16 protein-coding genes and 1 tRNA gene are annotated in these 18,283 nt (G+C 49.6%); 7 read left to right on the top strand and 10 right to left on the bottom strand.

Going from position 1 to position 18,283, the window contains the following annotated elements; all coding sequences use genetic code 11:
* Nucleotides 1-7: 7 nt before the first annotated feature.
* Entirely contained in the window at nucleotides 8-508 is a 501-nt protein-coding gene (locus KK083_RS08010; RefSeq protein WP_254162273.1) for a hypothetical protein, read from the top strand.
* Between the two features lie 92 nt (nucleotides 509-600).
* On the opposite strand, the gene KK083_RS08015 is transcribed toward KK083_RS08010, so the two are convergent.
* Nucleotides 601-1,008: a hypothetical protein gene (locus tag KK083_RS08015; RefSeq protein ID WP_254162275.1), complete on the bottom strand. Its 408-nt coding sequence runs from the start codon at nucleotides 1,006-1,008 to the stop codon at nucleotides 601-603.
* A gap of 302 nt (nucleotides 1,009-1,310) precedes the next feature.
* Between KK083_RS08015 and KK083_RS08020 the strand changes: the two genes are divergently transcribed.
* On the top strand, nucleotides 1,311-2,063 hold the full coding sequence (locus tag KK083_RS08020) for a DUF3800 domain-containing protein (protein ID WP_254162278.1): 753 nt from the start codon (nucleotides 1,311-1,313) through the stop codon (nucleotides 2,061-2,063).
* A 220-nt stretch (nucleotides 2,064-2,283) separates the two neighbouring features.
* Here the strand turns inward: KK083_RS08020 and KK083_RS08025 are convergent, their stop codons facing one another.
* From KK083_RS08025 to KK083_RS08055, 7 genes are all read right to left on the bottom strand, one after another.
* Nucleotides 2,284-3,561: a serine hydrolase domain-containing protein gene (locus KK083_RS08025; RefSeq protein ID WP_254162280.1), complete on the bottom strand. Its 1,278-nt coding sequence runs from the start codon at nucleotides 3,559-3,561 to the stop codon at nucleotides 2,284-2,286.
* 181 nt (nucleotides 3,562-3,742) lie between these two features.
* On the bottom strand, nucleotides 3,743-4,303 hold the full coding sequence (locus KK083_RS08030; protein ID WP_317195218.1) for a 3-keto-alpha-glucoside-1,2-lyase-like domain-containing protein: 561 nt from the start codon (nucleotides 4,301-4,303) through the stop codon (nucleotides 3,743-3,745).
* Nucleotides 4,278-6,296, bottom strand: a complete 2,019-nt coding sequence (locus KK083_RS08035; RefSeq protein ID WP_254162284.1) for a beta-L-arabinofuranosidase domain-containing protein — start codon at nucleotides 6,294-6,296, stop codon at nucleotides 4,278-4,280. The genes KK083_RS08030 and KK083_RS08035 overlap by 26 nt, the downstream gene beginning before the upstream one ends.
* Before the next feature lie 95 nt (nucleotides 6,297-6,391).
* Nucleotides 6,392-6,751: a pYEATS domain-containing protein gene (locus tag KK083_RS08040; protein ID WP_254162286.1), complete on the bottom strand. Its 360-nt coding sequence runs from the start codon at nucleotides 6,749-6,751 to the stop codon at nucleotides 6,392-6,394.
* The gene (locus KK083_RS08045; RefSeq protein ID WP_254162288.1) at nucleotides 6,748-7,416 is read right to left on the bottom strand and encodes a hypothetical protein; all 669 of its coding nucleotides are present in this window, start codon (nucleotides 7,414-7,416) and stop codon (nucleotides 6,748-6,750) included. Before KK083_RS08045 ends, KK083_RS08040 begins: the two co-directional genes overlap by 4 nt.
* A gap of 205 nt (nucleotides 7,417-7,621) precedes the next feature.
* On the bottom strand, nucleotides 7,622-7,966 hold the full coding sequence (locus KK083_RS08050; RefSeq protein WP_254162290.1) for a DUF488 domain-containing protein: 345 nt from the start codon (nucleotides 7,964-7,966) through the stop codon (nucleotides 7,622-7,624).
* A 231-nt stretch (nucleotides 7,967-8,197) separates the two neighbouring features.
* Nucleotides 8,198-10,573 (bottom strand): ABC transporter permease, encoded by a 2,376-nt coding sequence (locus tag KK083_RS08055; protein ID WP_254162292.1) that lies wholly within the window; start codon nucleotides 10,571-10,573, stop codon nucleotides 8,198-8,200.
* Nucleotides 10,574-10,834: 261 nt separating this feature from the next.
* Between KK083_RS08055 and KK083_RS08060 the strand changes: the two genes are divergently transcribed.
* Complete coding sequence (locus KK083_RS08060) at nucleotides 10,835-11,491, top strand: Ntn hydrolase family protein (protein WP_254162294.1); 657 nt, start codon at nucleotides 10,835-10,837, stop codon at nucleotides 11,489-11,491.
* A gap of 141 nt (nucleotides 11,492-11,632) precedes the next feature.
* Nucleotides 11,633-12,517, top strand: a complete 885-nt coding sequence (locus KK083_RS08065) for a helix-turn-helix domain-containing protein (RefSeq protein ID WP_254162296.1) — start codon at nucleotides 11,633-11,635, stop codon at nucleotides 12,515-12,517.
* A gap of 111 nt (nucleotides 12,518-12,628) precedes the next feature.
* Here KK083_RS08065 and KK083_RS08070 read toward each other — a convergent pair whose 3' ends face one another.
* Together KK083_RS08070 and KK083_RS08075 are read right to left on the bottom strand one after the other, a co-directional pair.
* Complete coding sequence (locus tag KK083_RS08070) at nucleotides 12,629-12,850, bottom strand: GIY-YIG nuclease family protein (protein ID WP_254162298.1); 222 nt, start codon at nucleotides 12,848-12,850, stop codon at nucleotides 12,629-12,631.
* Nucleotides 12,851-12,907: 57 nt separating this feature from the next.
* A tRNA-Met gene (locus KK083_RS08075) sits at nucleotides 12,908-12,981 on the bottom strand.
* 285 nt (nucleotides 12,982-13,266) lie between these two features.
* On the opposite strand from KK083_RS08075, the gene KK083_RS08080 reads away from it, so the two are divergent.
* Genes KK083_RS08080 through pfkA form a run of 3 tightly spaced genes read left to right on the top strand, consistent with a single transcriptional unit; the run spans nucleotide 13,267 to nucleotide 18,283 of the window.
* On the top strand, nucleotides 13,267-15,528 hold the full coding sequence (locus KK083_RS08080) for a Tex family protein (RefSeq protein WP_254162299.1): 2,262 nt from the start codon (nucleotides 13,267-13,269) through the stop codon (nucleotides 15,526-15,528).
* Nucleotides 15,529-15,584: 56 nt separating this feature from the next.
* The gene (pgi, locus tag KK083_RS08085) at nucleotides 15,585-17,237 is read left to right on the top strand and encodes a glucose-6-phosphate isomerase (RefSeq protein WP_254162301.1); all 1,653 of its coding nucleotides are present in this window, start codon (nucleotides 15,585-15,587) and stop codon (nucleotides 17,235-17,237) included.
* Nucleotides 17,238-17,296: 59 nt separating this feature from the next.
* Nucleotides 17,297-18,283 (top strand): 6-phosphofructokinase, encoded by a 987-nt coding sequence (pfkA, locus tag KK083_RS08090; RefSeq protein WP_254162303.1) that lies wholly within the window; start codon nucleotides 17,297-17,299, stop codon nucleotides 18,281-18,283.

Below are 18,283 nucleotides of genomic sequence, written 5' to 3' on the forward strand. Positions count from 1 at the left end.
TTGATCTATGAAAGTCAATGTGGCCATTATTACACTGCTGCTTGTCTCGTGTTATTCCATTACATGTAATTCTAATAATTTCCCTGATCACGGGAAAGATGGCAGGATCCCGAGCGCGAGATTTAAAGCAAAAGTGATACTGTTAGATGGCAAGCTTGTTACTGGCTACTTTGTTAAGATAGCTGATGATTCGGTGCACCTGTTTGATCGGAGGGCAAATGATATAACCCGGATTCCGGTCGTTGACATCCAGACGATCAAATTGAGAAGGAAAGGAGCGATCTGGAAGGGCACTGTGATCGGAGTAGTTACGGGATTAACTGCCGGGATTGTGTTAACGTCGGCCTCTTTAAAAGATGATAGTGATGTGCGTGGAGAAGAGAACGATGGGTTTGCCTATGTGATCGGAGCTGTTGTGGGTTATGCCTATGGCGGATTAGGAGGTATGTTCATAGGCATGCATCAAAAGAAATTCAACATAAACGGGCATCTTCAGATAAGAGACTGAAAAGGCTGCAAAGATTCAACGCTGAAGCTTCCCGGTAACAAATACCAAACCGCAGAGCCGCTCTCCTAAATGCTCTGCGGTTAATATCTCGCTCAGGCCGGAATGCCTGCTTTCGCCCTCTTCCTTGACTGATAGAACTTACCTGCCAGCCATGAGATGGGCAATGCTATTACTACGAGACTCCATGCGTACCATGCCGGCCCCAGATTCATATCTGCTGTGATGATCGCACCTGCCGCGCTGAGGATCGTGCCGAGCCCACCCAGGATAAGCGAATGCTTCATCGGGTCCTTCGGTGCCAGCAGGGACGTAATGTAGCAGCCTGCAAGACTGAATGCCGCGCGGTACAGGATCACAAAAAGAATAAGTCCAGTGCTCACGTAAAGGTGGCCCTTCGGAAGTACACCGATGGCCTCGAGAATTGCATCTGTAGCGCTATGGGTTATTCCAATGAAGATGAAGCCTGCAAGCGCGGCGCCGATACTTTTGAGTGTGTTCATAGTAGTAGATGTTTGGTTTGTTGATGTAACAAAGGTAACGCGGCGATGCGTGTGAGAAGGGGTATGAAAGCGAAAAAGAAGGAGGGCGAATGCGGCAATCAATCCTCCTTTCCCGTCTATCCTGTGATTAACGCGTGTTTGCTTTGAGAAACTTCTGAGAAGTCTTCGTAAAAGTGATACCTGAAGCAGATAAAAGAAATGAAAAGTTTAACAACAAGAACCGGAGACTATCGGAATTAACCTACCCCCTCCAATTTTGATCCGACTGATCTATCTTTAGTATTGTTCTTAGTTTACTTGTCATGTACTTCTGTTATGTAGACGAAAGCGGAGATGCTGGACAGTTTGATCCCGGACAACCGGATAAAACCGGGTCTCCTTATTTTATTCTGGCCGGACTGATTGTTGGCGCCTCGAAATGGAAGGTAGCGTTGGACACGTTGAAGTCATTTAGAAAGAAAATCGCACGGGAAGATTTCCTACCCTTCGACGTCGAGTTCCATTGTGCTGAGATGATAGACCCTCGCAGGATAAAAGCATTTACATCGATAAGTACCGAGAATCGATGGAAGTTGATAGACCAGTTTGCAGAAACAATCGGTCAGCATAGTTCATTCAGGATTGTGACGGTTGTTATAGACAAAGCAACCAGCAGCCTTACCTCAGACGAATACCTGGTAACATCCATGACGAAGCTCTACCAGGCTTATGATGAGTTCTTGAAGCAAGAGAGAGAAAACGGCATGGTGTTCTTTGATCGCTCCAATGAAAGGCATATTAACACGCACGCGAGGAAATTACTGGGTACAGGAGCAAGTGGAGAGACGATCCAGGGAGTTCGAATCGGGTGCATCATTGAAGACCCCATATTTCGGGTTTCCGCGGACTCAATCTTCATTCAATCGACAGATGTTATAGCCTATACATTGAAAGAAAAGTTGTTCTCCAGAGGATCCAGAAGAAAGTATAATGCTGACAGGATTTTTGACAGAAGAATAGCAGGCGCTTTATATTATTCGTCGATTGCTGACGAAGACGGGATTATCCGTATATAAATAAAAAACCCCGGTTACGAACCGGGGATTTTGTCCAGGCCAGCCAGAACCGTACAGTTCTTTAGGTCCGGAATATTTTTGCCGAATAAAACGAATTCAGCAGAAAGTATCTATTACACGATGTAAAGATATGAGATTATTAACGATAATACTACATCGGAGTTCCCAACTGTTGAATTTTTTTTGGGCCTCTCAGGGATTCAATCTTCATTCAATAACGTTAATCTGCAATGGCCTGGTAGATCAATGCTCTCAGTTTAGCCTGATCGTCGAGACCATTGGTGGGAATAAGCTGCTTGAAATAAACCACTACCAGATCTTCTTTCGGATCTACCCAATACGTGGAGCCGTATGCACCTCCCCAACCGTATTCCCCCACGGAGCCGGGTGTTCCTCTTTCACCGAGATCCTGGCAAACAGAAAAGCCCAGTCCGAATCCCTCTCCTGCCCTGAAATTGATCTTTGCGGTATGGCTCACCGTCATGAGCTCAACTGTTTTACGGGAAAGGATACGTTTGCCGTTGGCCACGCCTCCGTTGAGGAACATCTGAAGAAACTTCGCATAGTCTGTAGCGGTAGACAACAAGCCGGCGCCGCCTGAAAAACTTTTTCGCGGACCTTTCACGTAAGCACCCTGGCTGACCATCGTTCCTGCATCAGGAGCACGCTCCATTGGTTTATCTGCAAACGCTGAATACACGGTAGCGAGGCGGGCTGTTTTATTTTCGGGCAGATAGAAGTACGTGTCTTTCATGCCGAGCGGTGTGAATATTCTTGTGGTAAGGAATTCGTCCAGGGGTTTGCCGGATGCTTTTTCAACCACAACGCCCAGGATATCTGTGTTATAACCGTATACATATTTCTCTCCGGGATGAGCGTCCATGGGCAACGCGGCGAGTCTTGCTATCGTGGCAGCGATTGGTTCATCTCTGTCGGCGAAGTACCATCCCTGAATGCCGGCTTCTTTCCATTTATCAGCAGCAACGCCACTGCCATATCCAATGCCTGCGGTGTGGGTTAACAGGTCGCGAATGGTAATGGCACGTTTGGCTTTCACAACATTATATCCACCACCTTCTTTAGGCTCTGCAACGGTGGTTTCCTTAAATTCGGGTATGTATTTGCTAACCGGATCTGCGATGAGGAGCTTCCCTTCTTCCTGAAGCATCATGATGGCGGTGCTGACCAACGCTTTCGATTGTGATGCGATCCTGAAGATAGCGTCGTTCTGCATGGCCGCGCCAGACTCGATGTCCTTCTTCCCGAAGGCATTGAAGTAAGCGACCTTTCCGTGTCTCGCGATGAGGATCACACTGCCCGCCATTTTTTTATCATCTGCATAGGCCTGAAATACATTCGTGAGACGCTGAAGTCTTTCTGAAGACAGGCCTACAGCTTCGGGTTTGGCTACAGGTAGCTCCTGCGCCAGAGATGCCGTGGCGCTCCAAAGAAAAAGAAGAAAGAAGAGGATACTTTGCTTATAACGGGTAGTCATCATTGGAAATTTGTTTTACGATGTTAGAAAGTTTACTTCAACCATTTGCCTACGCCGGCGGCAGGTTGCTGAATATCAATGATACAAAATATGCTTAACTGATGAAAGGAGGTGTCATTAAATATGACACCAGGCAGGCTTTCAGTGATTGGCGAACATGGATTTTTATGCACTGACGAACGGGTTACAACTTACTCACTGCCACCTTTTCAAAAATCACGGTCTTTCCGGACGGATCCTGCGTGTGGGTGCCGCTGTATTGTCGCAAACCGATCGCGCCTGAAGTATACGTGCTATCGGATATAGTGATCTTGGGTGTGTTCATGTCGTCAAGATAAACGGTTATGTTCGGGCCATTGGCCACCACCCGCAGGTTGTAAGGTTTGTTCTTTTGAATATCGGTCTTGACTGTGGCGAGCGAATCCCATGCGTTGTTCATCCTGCCCAGGATGAGCCGGCCATCGGAAGCAATGGCAGCATAGTAACCCTGAAGCGCATCCACGCCCATGGCCGGTGATGATACCCTGAAGAGTACGCCGCCATCGGTGTCGTCGTTCAGCAGGGTGACCGTGGCGTTATAAGTGAAGTCGCTGAACCTGGTGTTTGTGGCTACCGATTTGACACCATTCACATTATAAGACTCTGAAAAGTACTTGCCGTCTTTCTGCTGCCAGCCGCCCCCGAAATTCACCCATTGGTTGGAGGACCCTGTTTCAAAATTATTCGGTGAAGGTATTCGGATAATTTGCTGTTTTGCCGATCAACGGAAAATAGGTGACCCGTATGCGTTGGGCTCCGAACGGAATGAGCGTGACTTCTTCTACGGGCTCAGATGTTTCGGCATACAAAGGTGGCTCCATGGCATGAACACCGTTGGGCGCAAGCGTCCACGCTTTGATCTTCTTTGCCTTCACACGCAATATCACCGGTGTTTTTTCCGGCTCAAAGGGATTACCTGAAACAGGATTTTTTTGAACGGTGATACTTTTTCCGGGTGCCACAGGATCGAGGATCAAACCATAATTCCACGGCTTTGTTGGAAAGACTTCGTACTCACTGAAATCCATTCCGTTGAACCTGTATTCTTTTTTGGGCTTCCACGATTCGTCGAGGTCAAGCGTAAACACCAGCGGACCGCGTTCAATACCCACCGCGTCGTTGACCCATGCAGATGTTTTTATCGTCATCGGCAGCTCCACCGTTACAACATCATTGTTTTTCCAGGTCCTGTCGATCGTATAATATGAACCACGAGACACACCTTTCTGAACAACGCCGTTAACTTTGACTACCGGCTCAAGGCACCATGCGGGTATGCGCAGCTGCAGTGGAAACTTGACTGCTTTTACTGCTGATATTGAGAACGTGATCTGCTCTTCGAAAGGATAGTCTGTTTTTTCGGCAATTGTAACCGGTACACCATCCGCTACTTTGGCGTGTACCGTGCTGGGTGCATACGCGGTAACGGCGAGACCATTTTCTGCAGTGGCCATCCAGCAATACTGCGCATACCTGGGCCATGCCATGTGCATGTTAAAACGACAGCATGGGTAACCAGAATAGGGTCCCGGCAAAACACCGTTACCATAATCCTGGCCGAAGCCGTTGCCACCTTCTTTGCTCTGTACCTGATTGGGCAAAGAATAGTATTGATGCTGATGGAAGTCGGGGCTGATGTTGGCGGGAAGATGGTTGAACGCGATCTTTTCGAGGTCATCGCCAATGCGTGCATCGCCAAGGATCTGTGTAGCCAGCTCGTTGCAGTACATTCGCTCAGCGGTAGCACAAAGCTCCACACCTTGTATGGAGGCGTTACCTGCCAGAAATTCGGAGCACGAATTCATGCCTGTGATCTGTGTATGGTAGGCGCTCAGGTTCTGAATGCCTTTGATGAATGCGTCCCTGTCCTTCGCGTTTTTGGTGAGCTGGTAGAACACGGGGCCGTATTTATAAGCCTGCGCTACATTAACGCCATGCTTCGGAAAAAAGTCGCCATGATAACTGGTGAGAAAAGTGTTATCGGAAAAGATATCGGTATAGTTATACGCCTGGTCTTTGATCTTGCGCGCCAGCTCCAGCAGGAATGCATCGCCGGTGCGGTTATAAAGCCAGAAGATAACGTTTACGTTATCGGCGGCGCGGGCGCGGGCCCATTCTTTGAGCGGCTGTTTGTCCAGCGCAGCGAGCTGATACCGGAAGTATTTTGTAAGGAACGGGATCACCCGGGCGTCGTTCGTGGCGCTTTGGTAGTCGCAAAACATATCGAGCACCGGCATACGGGCCCACCAATCGTTGTTGGTGGTGGGACCAAAATTGCCATCGGTCCGCTGGCTTTGGATGGCCCAATCGATCCATTTTTGTGCGCGCTGCTTGAGCTCGTTGTCATTCAGCGAATACGCCAGCCCTACAAGGCCGCGCAGGTAGTATGGAGGTCGCTCCCAGTCGGAGTCGCGGGCACTGCCCCCCAGCCATGCAGCATCGGATTTGAGCTCGCTGAAGATCTCTTCGGCGTTTCCTGTGAGACCTGTTTTCTGTGCGAGCAATTGTGTGGCCAGCCATCCCTGCGGCTCGATGCTTCCCAGGGGCAGCGCTACAAAAGGTGTGTTTTGTAAGGGGGCTTTGTTGGAAACGTAGTTTGTGTTCTGGACTTGTGCATGGCAGGTAATCGACGAGAGCATCACGATAACAATGACCCGGGCACGCAGCATATCGATAATGGTTTTACGTATAGATATCATCAAGCTATTGCAGGCTAATACGTAAATGTATTTAAGCGCTGGGAATGATACAATATGTGATGTGAGCTGGTGCTTGTGTTGATCGAGCAATACTATCAGTTGAATAATTTAAGCCAGTGCTCAAAATATTCTTCGCGGTTATCAAGGTATGTTACTTTTACCTTTACTGAGAACTCACCCCACCCTATTGCCGAATAACCAAATTGCGTGGCGGCTGCGTTGCACTTGTTCTGAATAGGTTCCTTGAATGTTTTATGCAGCGTGTACTGCACACAGCGGATGCTATTCAAGACGGGCTGGGGTGCGTCAACATAGATTCTCCAATTGAACTTTTTTTTGCCTATATACTTAGAATCATTCTTGATATTCTCTTGCCTGAGCCGGGCCTGGCCCAACAAACCAACGGATATAAACAGGAAGGGAACAAGGACAAAAGATCTTGCAAGCGTGCTCATGAGTTTGCCTTTTTAAATTTGAGGGGATTGGTCACATAGTTAAAGAGATTGATTGCCGAGTTATCGGTTTCTTTGGCAATCCAGGTACGCAAAACACGACCGTCATCAGCCAGCTCCATCAACCGGATCTCGCGGAATTCAGGATCCTGCCGTGCATCGACGGAAGTCAGCTGCAGGTAATCTCCGGGGCCAAGTGAGATGGCGAAACCCACTTTTAATTTCCCACGCTCCATTGTGCCTGTGCATTGAAGCTTATTGATGATCGGAAATTCGCTCTCGGGCTCACCTTCCAGCTCGATGTTTACAAACAACGGGCACTTGCCCATCTCCGTCATGGCGCTGACCATGTCTTTGTAACGCGCCTCATAGAGTTTCTGGCTGATCTCCACTTCACGCATCCTTGCCTCAATCGTATCGAATTTGTTGTAGTAGATGAAGCAGACAGGCCCGTAGAAGGCCAGGCCCACTAAAAAGATAGCCATGAGCGTGGAGATGTTAAACTTGGCGCCCATAATTTCGATGCTCTCCTCCTTTTGATCTTTCAGCGCAGATCTGCGAATAGCGAGGATGGTAATGTACGCTCCGATCAAAATCACAAGCGCGCCAACAACGGGCATATACCACAGAAAAAGAGGGTGAACGGGGTCAGCCGGTAATGTTTCCATAGCGGAGGGGTTAATGGTTAAAATCGTGGTTGAACCTTACTGAGAGATTCCGCGTGGGCTATGGGTCAGATTGACAGACTTGCCTTCGATCCTTCTTCGACAGACAAGTGAGGTGGGTCAGGGAATCTTTACCAAGATAAAGAATTAATCTGAAAGCGCCAATCAAAAAGGACGGCCTGCGTCTTCAGCGCGAGATATGTTCCGGTTACTTATTCAACAGCCTTGCCAGTAATACGGCATGATTATGCTTTTCATCTTTTGCTGCGAACAATAATGTCAGCGCTTTGTGTTGCCCCGCCAACTGGCGCAGCGCTCTCCATGCGGGATTATTTTTCAATTCCAGTTTGTATTTTTTCTGAAACGTTGTCCATTTCTCCGGATCATGATTGAACCACGTTCGCAGCTCGGGTGACGGTGCCACTTCCTTCAACCACAGGTCTATCGCTGCCGATTCTTTTTTGATGCCCCGGGGCCACAAACGGTCTATCAGTATCCGGTATCCGTCTTGGGCAACAGGTGATTCATAAATTCTCTTTATGGAGACAGGCATAAGATCCTTAAGGTAGGCTATTATCGGGAAACCAGCGATGTGATCGAGTGTCTTTGTTTGAAATATTAGTCCAGGCGAGAGCAACGACCACTGTTCGATTTTTCTTACGAGACCTTATCAGTCAGTAAAAAAGCAACCCCCAAAACGGATCGCATTCGAAAGATATTATTTTTGGACTCAATTAAATCGATAAATAATAGAACTTAGTGACATGGGGTTCCGGCACGTCAGCTATTCAGTTCTAAGGCTGATTACCGGATTGGCCCGCGAAGCCCTGATCGATTGGTACGCGGTGGTTGCCAGAACAATGCCCAATGTCACTGCTCCTGTTAGCAGGAAGATCCACCACGTTATTTCCGTCCGGTATGCAAAGCCTTGCAGCCACCGATCCATGTAATGCAGCGCAATGGGCGTAGCGATGGCCAGCGCCAGCAACACCATCCTGATGAGGTCTTTGTTGATCATTACCACGATGGAGACAGACGATGCACCGAGTACTTTGCGAATGCCGATCTCTTTTGTTCTTTGTGCCATCATGAAGGTTACGAGAGCAAACACGCCCAAGCAGGCAATGAACATGGCCAGGGCTGTAAGCCATGAGACCACGCCTTCGAAACGTTCATCTGCGGCATGCAACTCCCTGAACGAGTCGTCCATGAAGCGGTAGGTAAAAGGCCGTTGCGGAACATGCTTCATCCAGATCTTTTCAATATGGCGAATGGTTTCTGGTATGCGGCCTCCGTTTATCCTGATGAATAAGTTAGAGGTGAAGTCGCCCTGAACAAAGAAACTGTTCCGCACCAGGAAAGCGAAGGGTCTGATCGCCTCATGAAAAGACGCGTAATGAAAATCATCAACCACGCCGACCACCGATGCATAGAGCGTGGTGTCGGGACCTCCCTCATTCCAAATAAGTTGCTGGCCAACCGGAGCTTCCAGGCCGAGCTCTTTCACGGCGGTCTGGTTAAGGATGATCGTATTGATGGTATCGGCGGGAAACCGGGACGAGAACTTCCTGCCCATCAGTAACCTGATACCGAGGGCGTCGAGGTATTCGTAATTTATCTGGCAAAAATCGATCAGCCTGTATGGCTGTGCAGGACCGGTCCTGATATTGGTTGTCCAGTGGCCTTTACCGATGATGGCAGTAGAAGCGCCAACGTGAGCAACGGCTGAGAGTTGTTTGATCTCCTGCTCGAGAACCTGCCTGTTGGACAGTCTGTCGGCATTGTGCACGATGATCACCTGTGCCCTTTGGAAGCCGGGATCTTTCCTGGCGATATAGTCCATCTGCCTGACGATGACGATCACGGCGATGGTCAGCCCAATGGAGATGGTAAACTGGAATATGACCAGGCATTTCCGTAGCCATGCCGTCCCTGCGCTTGCTGAAGATGCACCTTTCAACACCTTTACCGGACTGAACGCCGACAGCAGCAATGCGGGATAAAGACCTGCCAGCAGGCCGATGGCAACGGCGAAACCTGTCAGGTATATCCACGGTAAGTCCAGGTGAAGGAGGGCGAACTGTTTTCCGGACAACTGATTGAACGGATGAAGCAAGGCAGCCGTCATCAGGAGAGCCAGCACAAAGGCGATCACTGCGGTCAGTACTGACTCGGTCAGAAACTGGCCAGCCAGTGCGAGACGAGATGCACCCGATGTTTTACGGATGCCCACCTCTTTTGCCCTCTTGAAGCCCTGTGCGGTGGCAAGGTTCACGTAGTTCACGCCCGCGATGATCATGACAAATAACGCGATGATCGTCACCACCTGCAGCACGCCGGCGTCACTGTTCGGCTCGAGCTCACCGTTAAGCGCGGAAGTAAGATGAATGGAAGTGAGGGGTTGGATACCGTAGACGTCACGGGAAGAGGGGCTGTACCTCAGTGCCAGCGACCTCAGCTTTTCTTCTAACTGTGCTGGCGTAGAGAAAGCTTTCACCTTCACATAGGTCAGGTAATTCCGGTTGCCGAGCCACTGCGTGTTGTGCGCAACCTCCAGGGTACGCAGTGGAATAAGCATGTCAAAGTGAAAATGAGCGTTAGCCGGAATGTCTTTGATGACGCCGGTTACATAATAGTCGGCCTGCTCGCTGCTGATCACCTGTCCGATGGGTTCTGCGGTGCCGAAGTACCGGCGCGCGACAGATTCCGCGATTACGATCGATTGAGGATGTTTCAACGCTTTGGCTGGAGTGCCCTTGATAAAAGGAAAAGTAAACACGCTGAACAGATTGCTATCGGCTTCCAGGACCCTGGCCTCCAGGAATTGCTTACCGGCATGGCGCATGGCCATTTCACGGCATGGATAAATGGCTGCCGCCGCCTCTACTTCAGGCAGATCATGGCTCAGGGTGAATGCAATAGCCCGTACCGTTCTGGCCCAGGTCTCCCGCTGGCCGTCGCTGTTGATCTCTGTGCGGATCACTCGGTAGATCCTTTCTGCGTTGTGGTGATACCGGTCGTAACTACGTTCATCACGCACATAAAGCATCGTGAAAATGCAGCACATCATGCCGGTTGCCAGGCCCGTGATGTTGACCAGGTTATTTTGCCACTGATTCTTCAGCGTGCACCACGCCATTTTAAAATAGTTTCGCACCATACCGCTTGTTTCAGGAAAGATTGCCACAAACGCCGGCCAATCCAATTTTACGTGATCATGCGCTGCCTTTTCTTGACGATCTGCAGGGGCGCAGTACGCAATAGTTCCTGAAGCCACAGTCACCAGAGAACAGTGCCTCTATAATTGGGTGCATATTTAAACGGCTATTGATTCATAGGTCGAGACAAATAAGACAAAATGGACAACCCCGGGTGATGCAAACGGAAATACCTTGCAGCGTTCAATAAAATTAAAAATGATATGAAACTGTTACTTTTTACCCTGGCCATAAGCATGGGTGTGATCAATCATTCTCTGGCGCAAGAAGAGCCGGAGACATTACTCGGCACGGCAGCGAAGCAGGAAATGACCTCTTTTTTCTGGGGACCGGAATTCAGACTCCACTTTCACGGCTCCCGGATGCGGGAGGCGGCATCTCCATTGCTGGGTGGAAAACTCGGCCTGATCGTCAACAGGAATGTGATCTTGGGTGTAGGCGGATGGGGCAAAATTTCACGCACCACATTTCATGGTCATTACATAGACACTGACGATGGAAAAGTGATCGATAACCCCAACCAGAAAATGGCGGTGGGCTATGGATACGGTGGATTTATTGCTGGTTTTGTTTTTAAATCCAACGATGCGGTGCACCTCACCTTTACTTCCTTGTTCGGCCGCGGCACGAGCAATGAATACATCATCCAGGAGAACGGAAGTCACGGCACCACTTTCAACTCTCCGGGGTTCGGCATCATTGAGCCAACCATCAATGCGGAACTGAACCTGACGCGGCATTTCCGGATGGAAGCAGGACTCGGCTACAGGTGGATCTCAGCTAACAGGTTTGAGCAGCTCACCTCAAGCGACCTGAGCGGCCTCACCGTGCAAATTGCTGTCAAGATCGGGGAATACTGAAAACGAAATGGCATGCAAAAAACAGGATCTTCTGAAGATAGCGGAGGCTCCTGTTTTTTTGAGCTGCGGCAGCCATATTTAAACCCTGCCCGGATCGTTCAATACAAAATCTTTTTACCGGTGTGAAAAAGATCATGATTTTTGTACCTTCCTTCATGGATGGGTGCAGCGCCCTCCGTGATCCATATGGCCAATGCCCCGGGTTTACGTCAGAAAATCATTCACCAGGTCCATCACTTTATCGAAAATAACCTGGATCAGCCGCTTTCAATAAAAGATCTTGCAGACGAAACGTGCCTTTCCTACAGCGGATTCAGGCATTTTTATGAGGAGTCCACGAAAGAGCCGTTCTGGCACTACGTTAAGCGCTACCGCATCGAATATGCGGCAGGATTGCTGCGCCATTCAGATTACTCAAGCACGGCCATCAGCGAGATCGTTGGCTACGCTTCTGGGCAAGCTTTCTCAAAGGCTTTTTCAAATCAGGTGGGAATAAGCCCCACTTGTTTCAGGTCCCTGAAGCTGTTGCCTGCCGACAAAACTATTACCAGCCAGGTGGACGGAGAGATCTTTCAACACCTCCTCGATTTTGGAAAGCTCCATGACGAAGGAGCTTTAAGGATAGAAAAGACCGTAAATAAAACTTACTTCTACCGACGGCAGGAAACTCTTAGCGAGACCGTTGTCATCCAGCTGGCAGGTAGTTTCTTCCGACAGTTTCCCGGCAAAGACCTCATCGTGTCCACCCCAGACATTGTTTGCATCAGTGGCCTGGGAGGGATCAGAATGAACTACGGCTTCATCGGGCACAACCAGGAAAAGCATGAGAATTTCCTTGTCCGGGAGATCAAAGATCAGACCTACCTGGTCTACTCCTATAAGGGGCCGCTCCACCTGATCGGCATGTATGTCTACAAACTAATAGATATCGGCAAAAGAACACAGCAGCTATCCATCCGCAACCACAACAGCCTGGTTGTTATCAACCACCAAACCTCCGCCCTGGAGATATGGATCGCCATTTGACTTTTAAACCCCATGCCTTCTGAGTATTACCGAATCATGCTGGCAATAGTATGACAACGTGCTAAAAATTCTTATTTGACATTTTCAACGCCAGTAATTTTTTATAGGGCTCTATCTACCCTTACCGGATTTGAGTTCCTTCTCTCTTTTCATCGCTTCGAATTTTGTGTTGAATACTTCTTTATGGATCAGTATCCATGGTCTGTACCGAAGCGTGTATCCTTTAGTAGCAAGTTGATTATGCGATAGCAATCGCTTTTCAAGATCGGAGGTATATCCGATGTAGATTTTGTTATGCGATGGGGAGTACAAAACGTAAACGGAGAAGGTCATAGGCGATTACGTGGCGGGATATAAAAACAAAAAAGCAACATCACTGTTGCTTTCTCGTAGCGCGGGGGGGAGTTGAACCCCCGACCTTTGGGTTATGAATCCAACGCTCTAACCGCCTGAGCTACCGCGCCGTTTTTGTTCTTCTTTAAGTCCCTTGATCGAAGCCTAAATCACTGACCTATCGATTTTGGGAGCGCAAACTTACAAACTAAGAATCAAATTTCACAAACTTCTTCCAACATCTGCTCGCCCGGAATCGAAAATATGATCAAAAATACCTGTACCTGGCTATCCATCACTATATTATCTCAACCAACAAGTTCTTTATTTAACTTAAAAGGCTCAACTTCAACCACATAAAAATCCATACTTGCAGGTTCTTTTTGTTATTCTATTTTTGCCTGCCTTAATTTTATATGGAACAGGAAAATATTTCACGCTGGATTGAGCAGATCACAAAGGAGTTCTCCCTGCAACACAAGAACGTTAAAGCAGTGGCAGACTTGTTGACTGAAGGAGCAACCATACCCTTCATTTCGAGGTACCGGAAAGAACTGACCGGCAGTATGGACGAGGTGATGATCGCTAACATCCGCGACAGGCTTGAACAGCTGCGCGAACTTGATAAACGCAGGGAAGCCATCATCAGCTCTATAGAAAAACAGGGCAAACTTACGCCCGAGCTGATGCAGGCTGTAGTAGCCGCCACCTCGCTTGCCGAACTCGAAGACATCTACCTCCCTTACAAACCGAAACGCAAAACCCGCGCTTCGGCCGCCAAAGAGAAAGGTCTCGAGCCGCTGGCACAAAAGATCTTCGACCAGGAGAATTTCAACCTCGAAGAGTTCGCCAAAACGTTCATCGATTCTGAAAAAGGTGTGAACGAACTTCAGGAAGCACTCGAAGGCGCCCGCGATATCATTGCTGAATGGATCAGCGAAAACCAGGAGACCCGCAAGCATGTGCGAGAGCTCTTCTGGAAAGAAGGAGCCGTAGAATCAAAGGTGCTCAAAGGAAAAGAAGCTGAAGGCCAGAAATACAAAGACTACTTCGAATGGAAGGAGCCGATCTCTAAAACTCCCTCCCATCGCCTGCTGGCCCTGCGCCGGGGTGAAAAGGAAGGCATCCTGGCGCTCGACATATTTCCGCCCGAAGAAGATGCGCTGCATGCTATCGAACGACAATTCATTAAAACAGAAAATGCTGCCAGCGAGCAGGTGAGGCTGGCCGCGAAAGACTCATATAAACGTCTGCTGCGGCCGTCGCTCGAGACGGAGATCCGTATGGAAACGAAGATGAGGGCCGATGAAGAAGCGATCAAGGTCTTCGCTTCCAACCTGAAAGAGCTCCTGCTCTCCGCCCCGCTGGGACAAAAGAATGTGCTCGCCCTCGACCCTGGTTTCAGAACGGGTTGCAAGCTGGTGTGCCTTGACCGTCAGGGAAAACTGCTGCACTTTGAAGCGATCTATCCCAACGAGCCGCAACGCGACGTGGCTAAATCGGCCACCATTATTAAAGGACTCGTCCAAAAATATGATATCGAAGCCATCGCCATCGGTAATGGAACGGCAAGCCGTGAAACTGAATCTTTCGTGAAGTCCATCGGCCTGAATAACAAGGTGTTGGTGGTAATGGTGAATGAAAGTGGGGCCTCGGTGTACTCAGCTTCTGAAGTGGCGCGTGAAGAGTTCCCCGATAAGGACGTGACCGTGCGTGGCGCCGTATCCATCGGCAGAAGATTGATGGATCCGCTGGCAGAGCTGGTAAAGATAGACCCGAAGTCGATCGGCGTAGGCCAGTACCAGCACGACGTAGACCAGACCAAGCTGAAGCAGGGTCTTGACGACGTGGTGATGAGCTGCGTGAACTCCGTGGGTGTGGAAGTGAACACTGCCAGCAAGGAGCTCCTCTCCTATGTATCAGGTCTGAGCCCCGCGCTCGCCAAAAATATTGTGGAGTTCAGGAATCAGAATGGTCCTTTCAAAGACCGCGATTCACTCATGAAAGTGCCGCGCCTCGGTGAGAAAGTGTTCGAGCAGGCGGCGGGCTTTTTGCGCATCCACGACTCCAGTAACCCGCTGGATTCCAGTGCGGTTCACCCTGAAAGTTACGCCATCGTTCAACGCATGGCCGCCGACCTCGGCTGCTCTGTGAAAGACCTGATGAGCGGCGCCGAGCTCCGTAAGCAGCTCGACCTCAATAAATATGTTACTGAAAAGGTGGGGCTCCCTACCCTGAACGATATTCTGAGCGAGCTCGAAAAACCGGGACGCGACCCGCGTGAGGTGTTCGAGGTGTTCAGCTTTACCGAGGGTGTCAATTCCATCGGCGACCTAAAGATCGGCATGAAGCTTCCGGGCATTGTTACCAACGTAACCAATTTCGGAGCCTTTGTAGACATCGGCGTTCACCAGGATGGCCTCGTGCACATCAGCCACCTTTCAGACAAGTTTGTCAAAGATCCGAAAGAGGCCGTTACCGTGCAGCAGAAAGTTCAGGTTACCGTGGTTGAAGTCGACGTTCCGCGGAAGCGTATAGGCCTGTCGATGAAGAGCGATCCCTTCGCCCAACCCGGAGAAATGCCGGCCAGGGGTAACAAACCCAAGCAGAAGCCCAAGGAGAAAGAGCAAAGCATGGAAGAAAAGCTTGCCATGCTTGTGAATAAATTCAAAAAGTAATCTTCCACCCAGAGATGACATCCTTTTGAAGGATGTCATCTCTTTTTTTAAAGCCTATGTTACCAAACCACAACCCTTCCGAGACCAGTGCCTGGCAAAAGCTTGAAATGATCTTTTTAACACTTCAGGCAACGCACATGCGTGAGCTTTTCGCCGAAGATCCAGACCGTTTCAAAAAATTCAGTCTTCAGTTCGAAGATATCCTCATCGATTACTCCAAGAACATCATCAATGAAGAGTCGCTGCGGTTGCTGTTGTCACTCGCCAGTGAGGTTGAGCTGCAGAACGCCATCCTGGCCATGTTCCGCGGTGAGGCTATCAACCGTACCGAAAACCGTTCAGTGCTTCATGTGGCGCTGAGAAACCGTTCCAACACCCCGGTGCTGGTAGAGGGTGTGGATGTGATGCCGGAAGTGAACAAGGTGCTCGACCAGGTGAAGAGCTTTTCTGACCGCCTGATCTCCGGCGCCTGGAAGGGTTACACAGGTAAGGCTATCAAGAACATCGTGAACATTGGTATCGGCGGATCGGACCTCGGGCCCTACATGGTGACCGAAGCGCTCCGTCCCTACTGGACCAGCATCACGCCGCATTTTGTCTCTAACGTAGACGGCACACACCTGGCGGAGACGGTGAAGAAGCTCGATCCGGAGACCACGTTGTTTATCATCGCTTCGAAAACATTCACCACCCAGGAGACCATGACCAATGCCGAATCGGCCCGTGCCTGGTTCATGGAGAAGACCGGTGGAAAAGGCGAGGTAGCCAAACATTTTGTGGCGGTATCAACCAATCAGAAAGAAGTTACCAAATTCGGCATCGCCCCCGAGAACATGTTCGTGTTCTGGGATTGGGTTGGCGGACGGTACTCCCTGTGGTCTTCCATCGGTCTGTCGATCGCTGCCACCATTGGCTTCGACAATTTTGTGCAGCTGCTGGAAGGCGCGCATGCCATGGACAACCATTTCAAAAACGAACCTTTCGAAAAAAATGCACCAGTGATCCTGGCCATGCTGGGCATCTGGTATAACAACTTCTTTGGCGCTGCGTCGGAAGCGATCCTTCCTTATGACCAGTACCTGCACCGTTTTGCCGCCTACTTCCAACAGGGTAATATGGAGAGCAACGGAAAGTCGGTTGATCGTGAAGGCAACCCTGTGACCTACCAGACCGGTCCTATCATCTGGGGCGAACCGGGCACCAATGGTCAGCATGCGTTCTACCAGCTCATCCACCAGGGCACAAAATTGATCCCCTGTGATTTCATTGCCCCGGCCATCAGTCATAATCCGCTGAGCGATCATCATGAGAAGCTTCTCTCGAACTATTTCGCGCAGGCCGAGGCTTTGATGAATGGCAAGACCCTCGACGAAGTGGAAACAGAGCTTTCGAAAGCGGGCATGAGCAAAGACGAGATCGCCTTCCATGCACCGTACCGTGTGTTTGAAGGCAACCGTCCCAGCAACAGTATCCTGCTGAAGAAGATAACGCCGCGCGCTTTGGGAAGCCTGATTGCGTTGTACGAGCATAAGATCTTTGTGCAGGGCATTGTATGGAATGTGTTCAGCTTTGATCAGTGGGGTGTTGAGCTCGGAAAAGTACTGGCCAAAAAGATCCTGCCGGAACTCACCAGCGGCGGCGAAGTGAGCTCCCATGACGCGTCTACAAACGGCCTAATCAACTATTTCAAACGTTTGAAATTCAGTTGATTAATTAGATTTGGATAAAGTGAAGGTCATCCCTTATTTTTGATGGATTTTTAAGTTTGATGGAGAATAATATTCGGAAAATTGGAGTGTTTACGTCAGGCGGCGACGCTCCTGGAATGAATGCCGCCATCCGTGCAGTGGTTCGTGCCTGCACTTATTACAAGAAAGATGCTTACGGTATCATGCGTGGTTATGAAGGCATGATCGAAGGAGATCTCGTCAAGCTCGGAGCCCGCTCAGTGGGTAATATTATTCAACGCGGCGGCACGATTCTGAAGTCGGCCCGCAGTGAAGAATTCCGCACGGCAGAAGGAAGGAAGAAAGCCTACGAGAACCTGAAGGCTGAAGGCATCGAAGCCCTGGTAGCCATCGGCGGCGACGGCACTTTCACCGGACTGCACAAGTTCTATGAGGAATACAGGGTGCCTTCGGTATGCATTCCGGGTACAATCGATAACGACCTGCCTGGTACCGACTACACCATCGGTTATGATACGGCAACCAATACGGCAGTTGAAGCCATCGACAGGATCCGCGACACGGCCCTCTCCCACAACCGGCTTTTCTTTGTGGAAGTAATGGGACGTAATTCCGGATACATCGCCATCAACAGCGGCATTGCCGGCGGTGCCACGGGCATCGTGATCCCCGAGGAGAACATGAGCTTCGACCAGCTTTACAACCTGCTGGGTGCTGATAAGGAGACTTCCAAAAAATCGAACCTGATCGTTGTTGCCGAAGGATCCAAGATAGGCGATGCCAATACGCTGGCCCGTAAAGTAGCGGAGCGGTCGTCTTACTTCGACATCAAAGTTACCATTCTCGGTCACCTCCAGCGCGGTGGTGCTCCTACCTACTTCGACAGGGTGCTGGCCAGCAAAATGGGCATTGCCGCTGTGGAAGGATTGATGCAGGGACAAAAAGATGTGATGGTAGGAATTAAAGACAATAAGATCGTGTATAATGATTTTAACACGATCATGGCCCAGAAACACCATGAAATCGACAGTGAGTCGCTGAGAATCGCGAAGATCCTGTCTATCTAA

This window comes from Chryseosolibacter histidinae (assembly GCF_018598225.1).
In the GTDB taxonomy this organism is placed as follows: domain Bacteria; phylum Bacteroidota; class Bacteroidia; order Cytophagales; family Cyclobacteriaceae; genus Chryseosolibacter; species Chryseosolibacter histidini.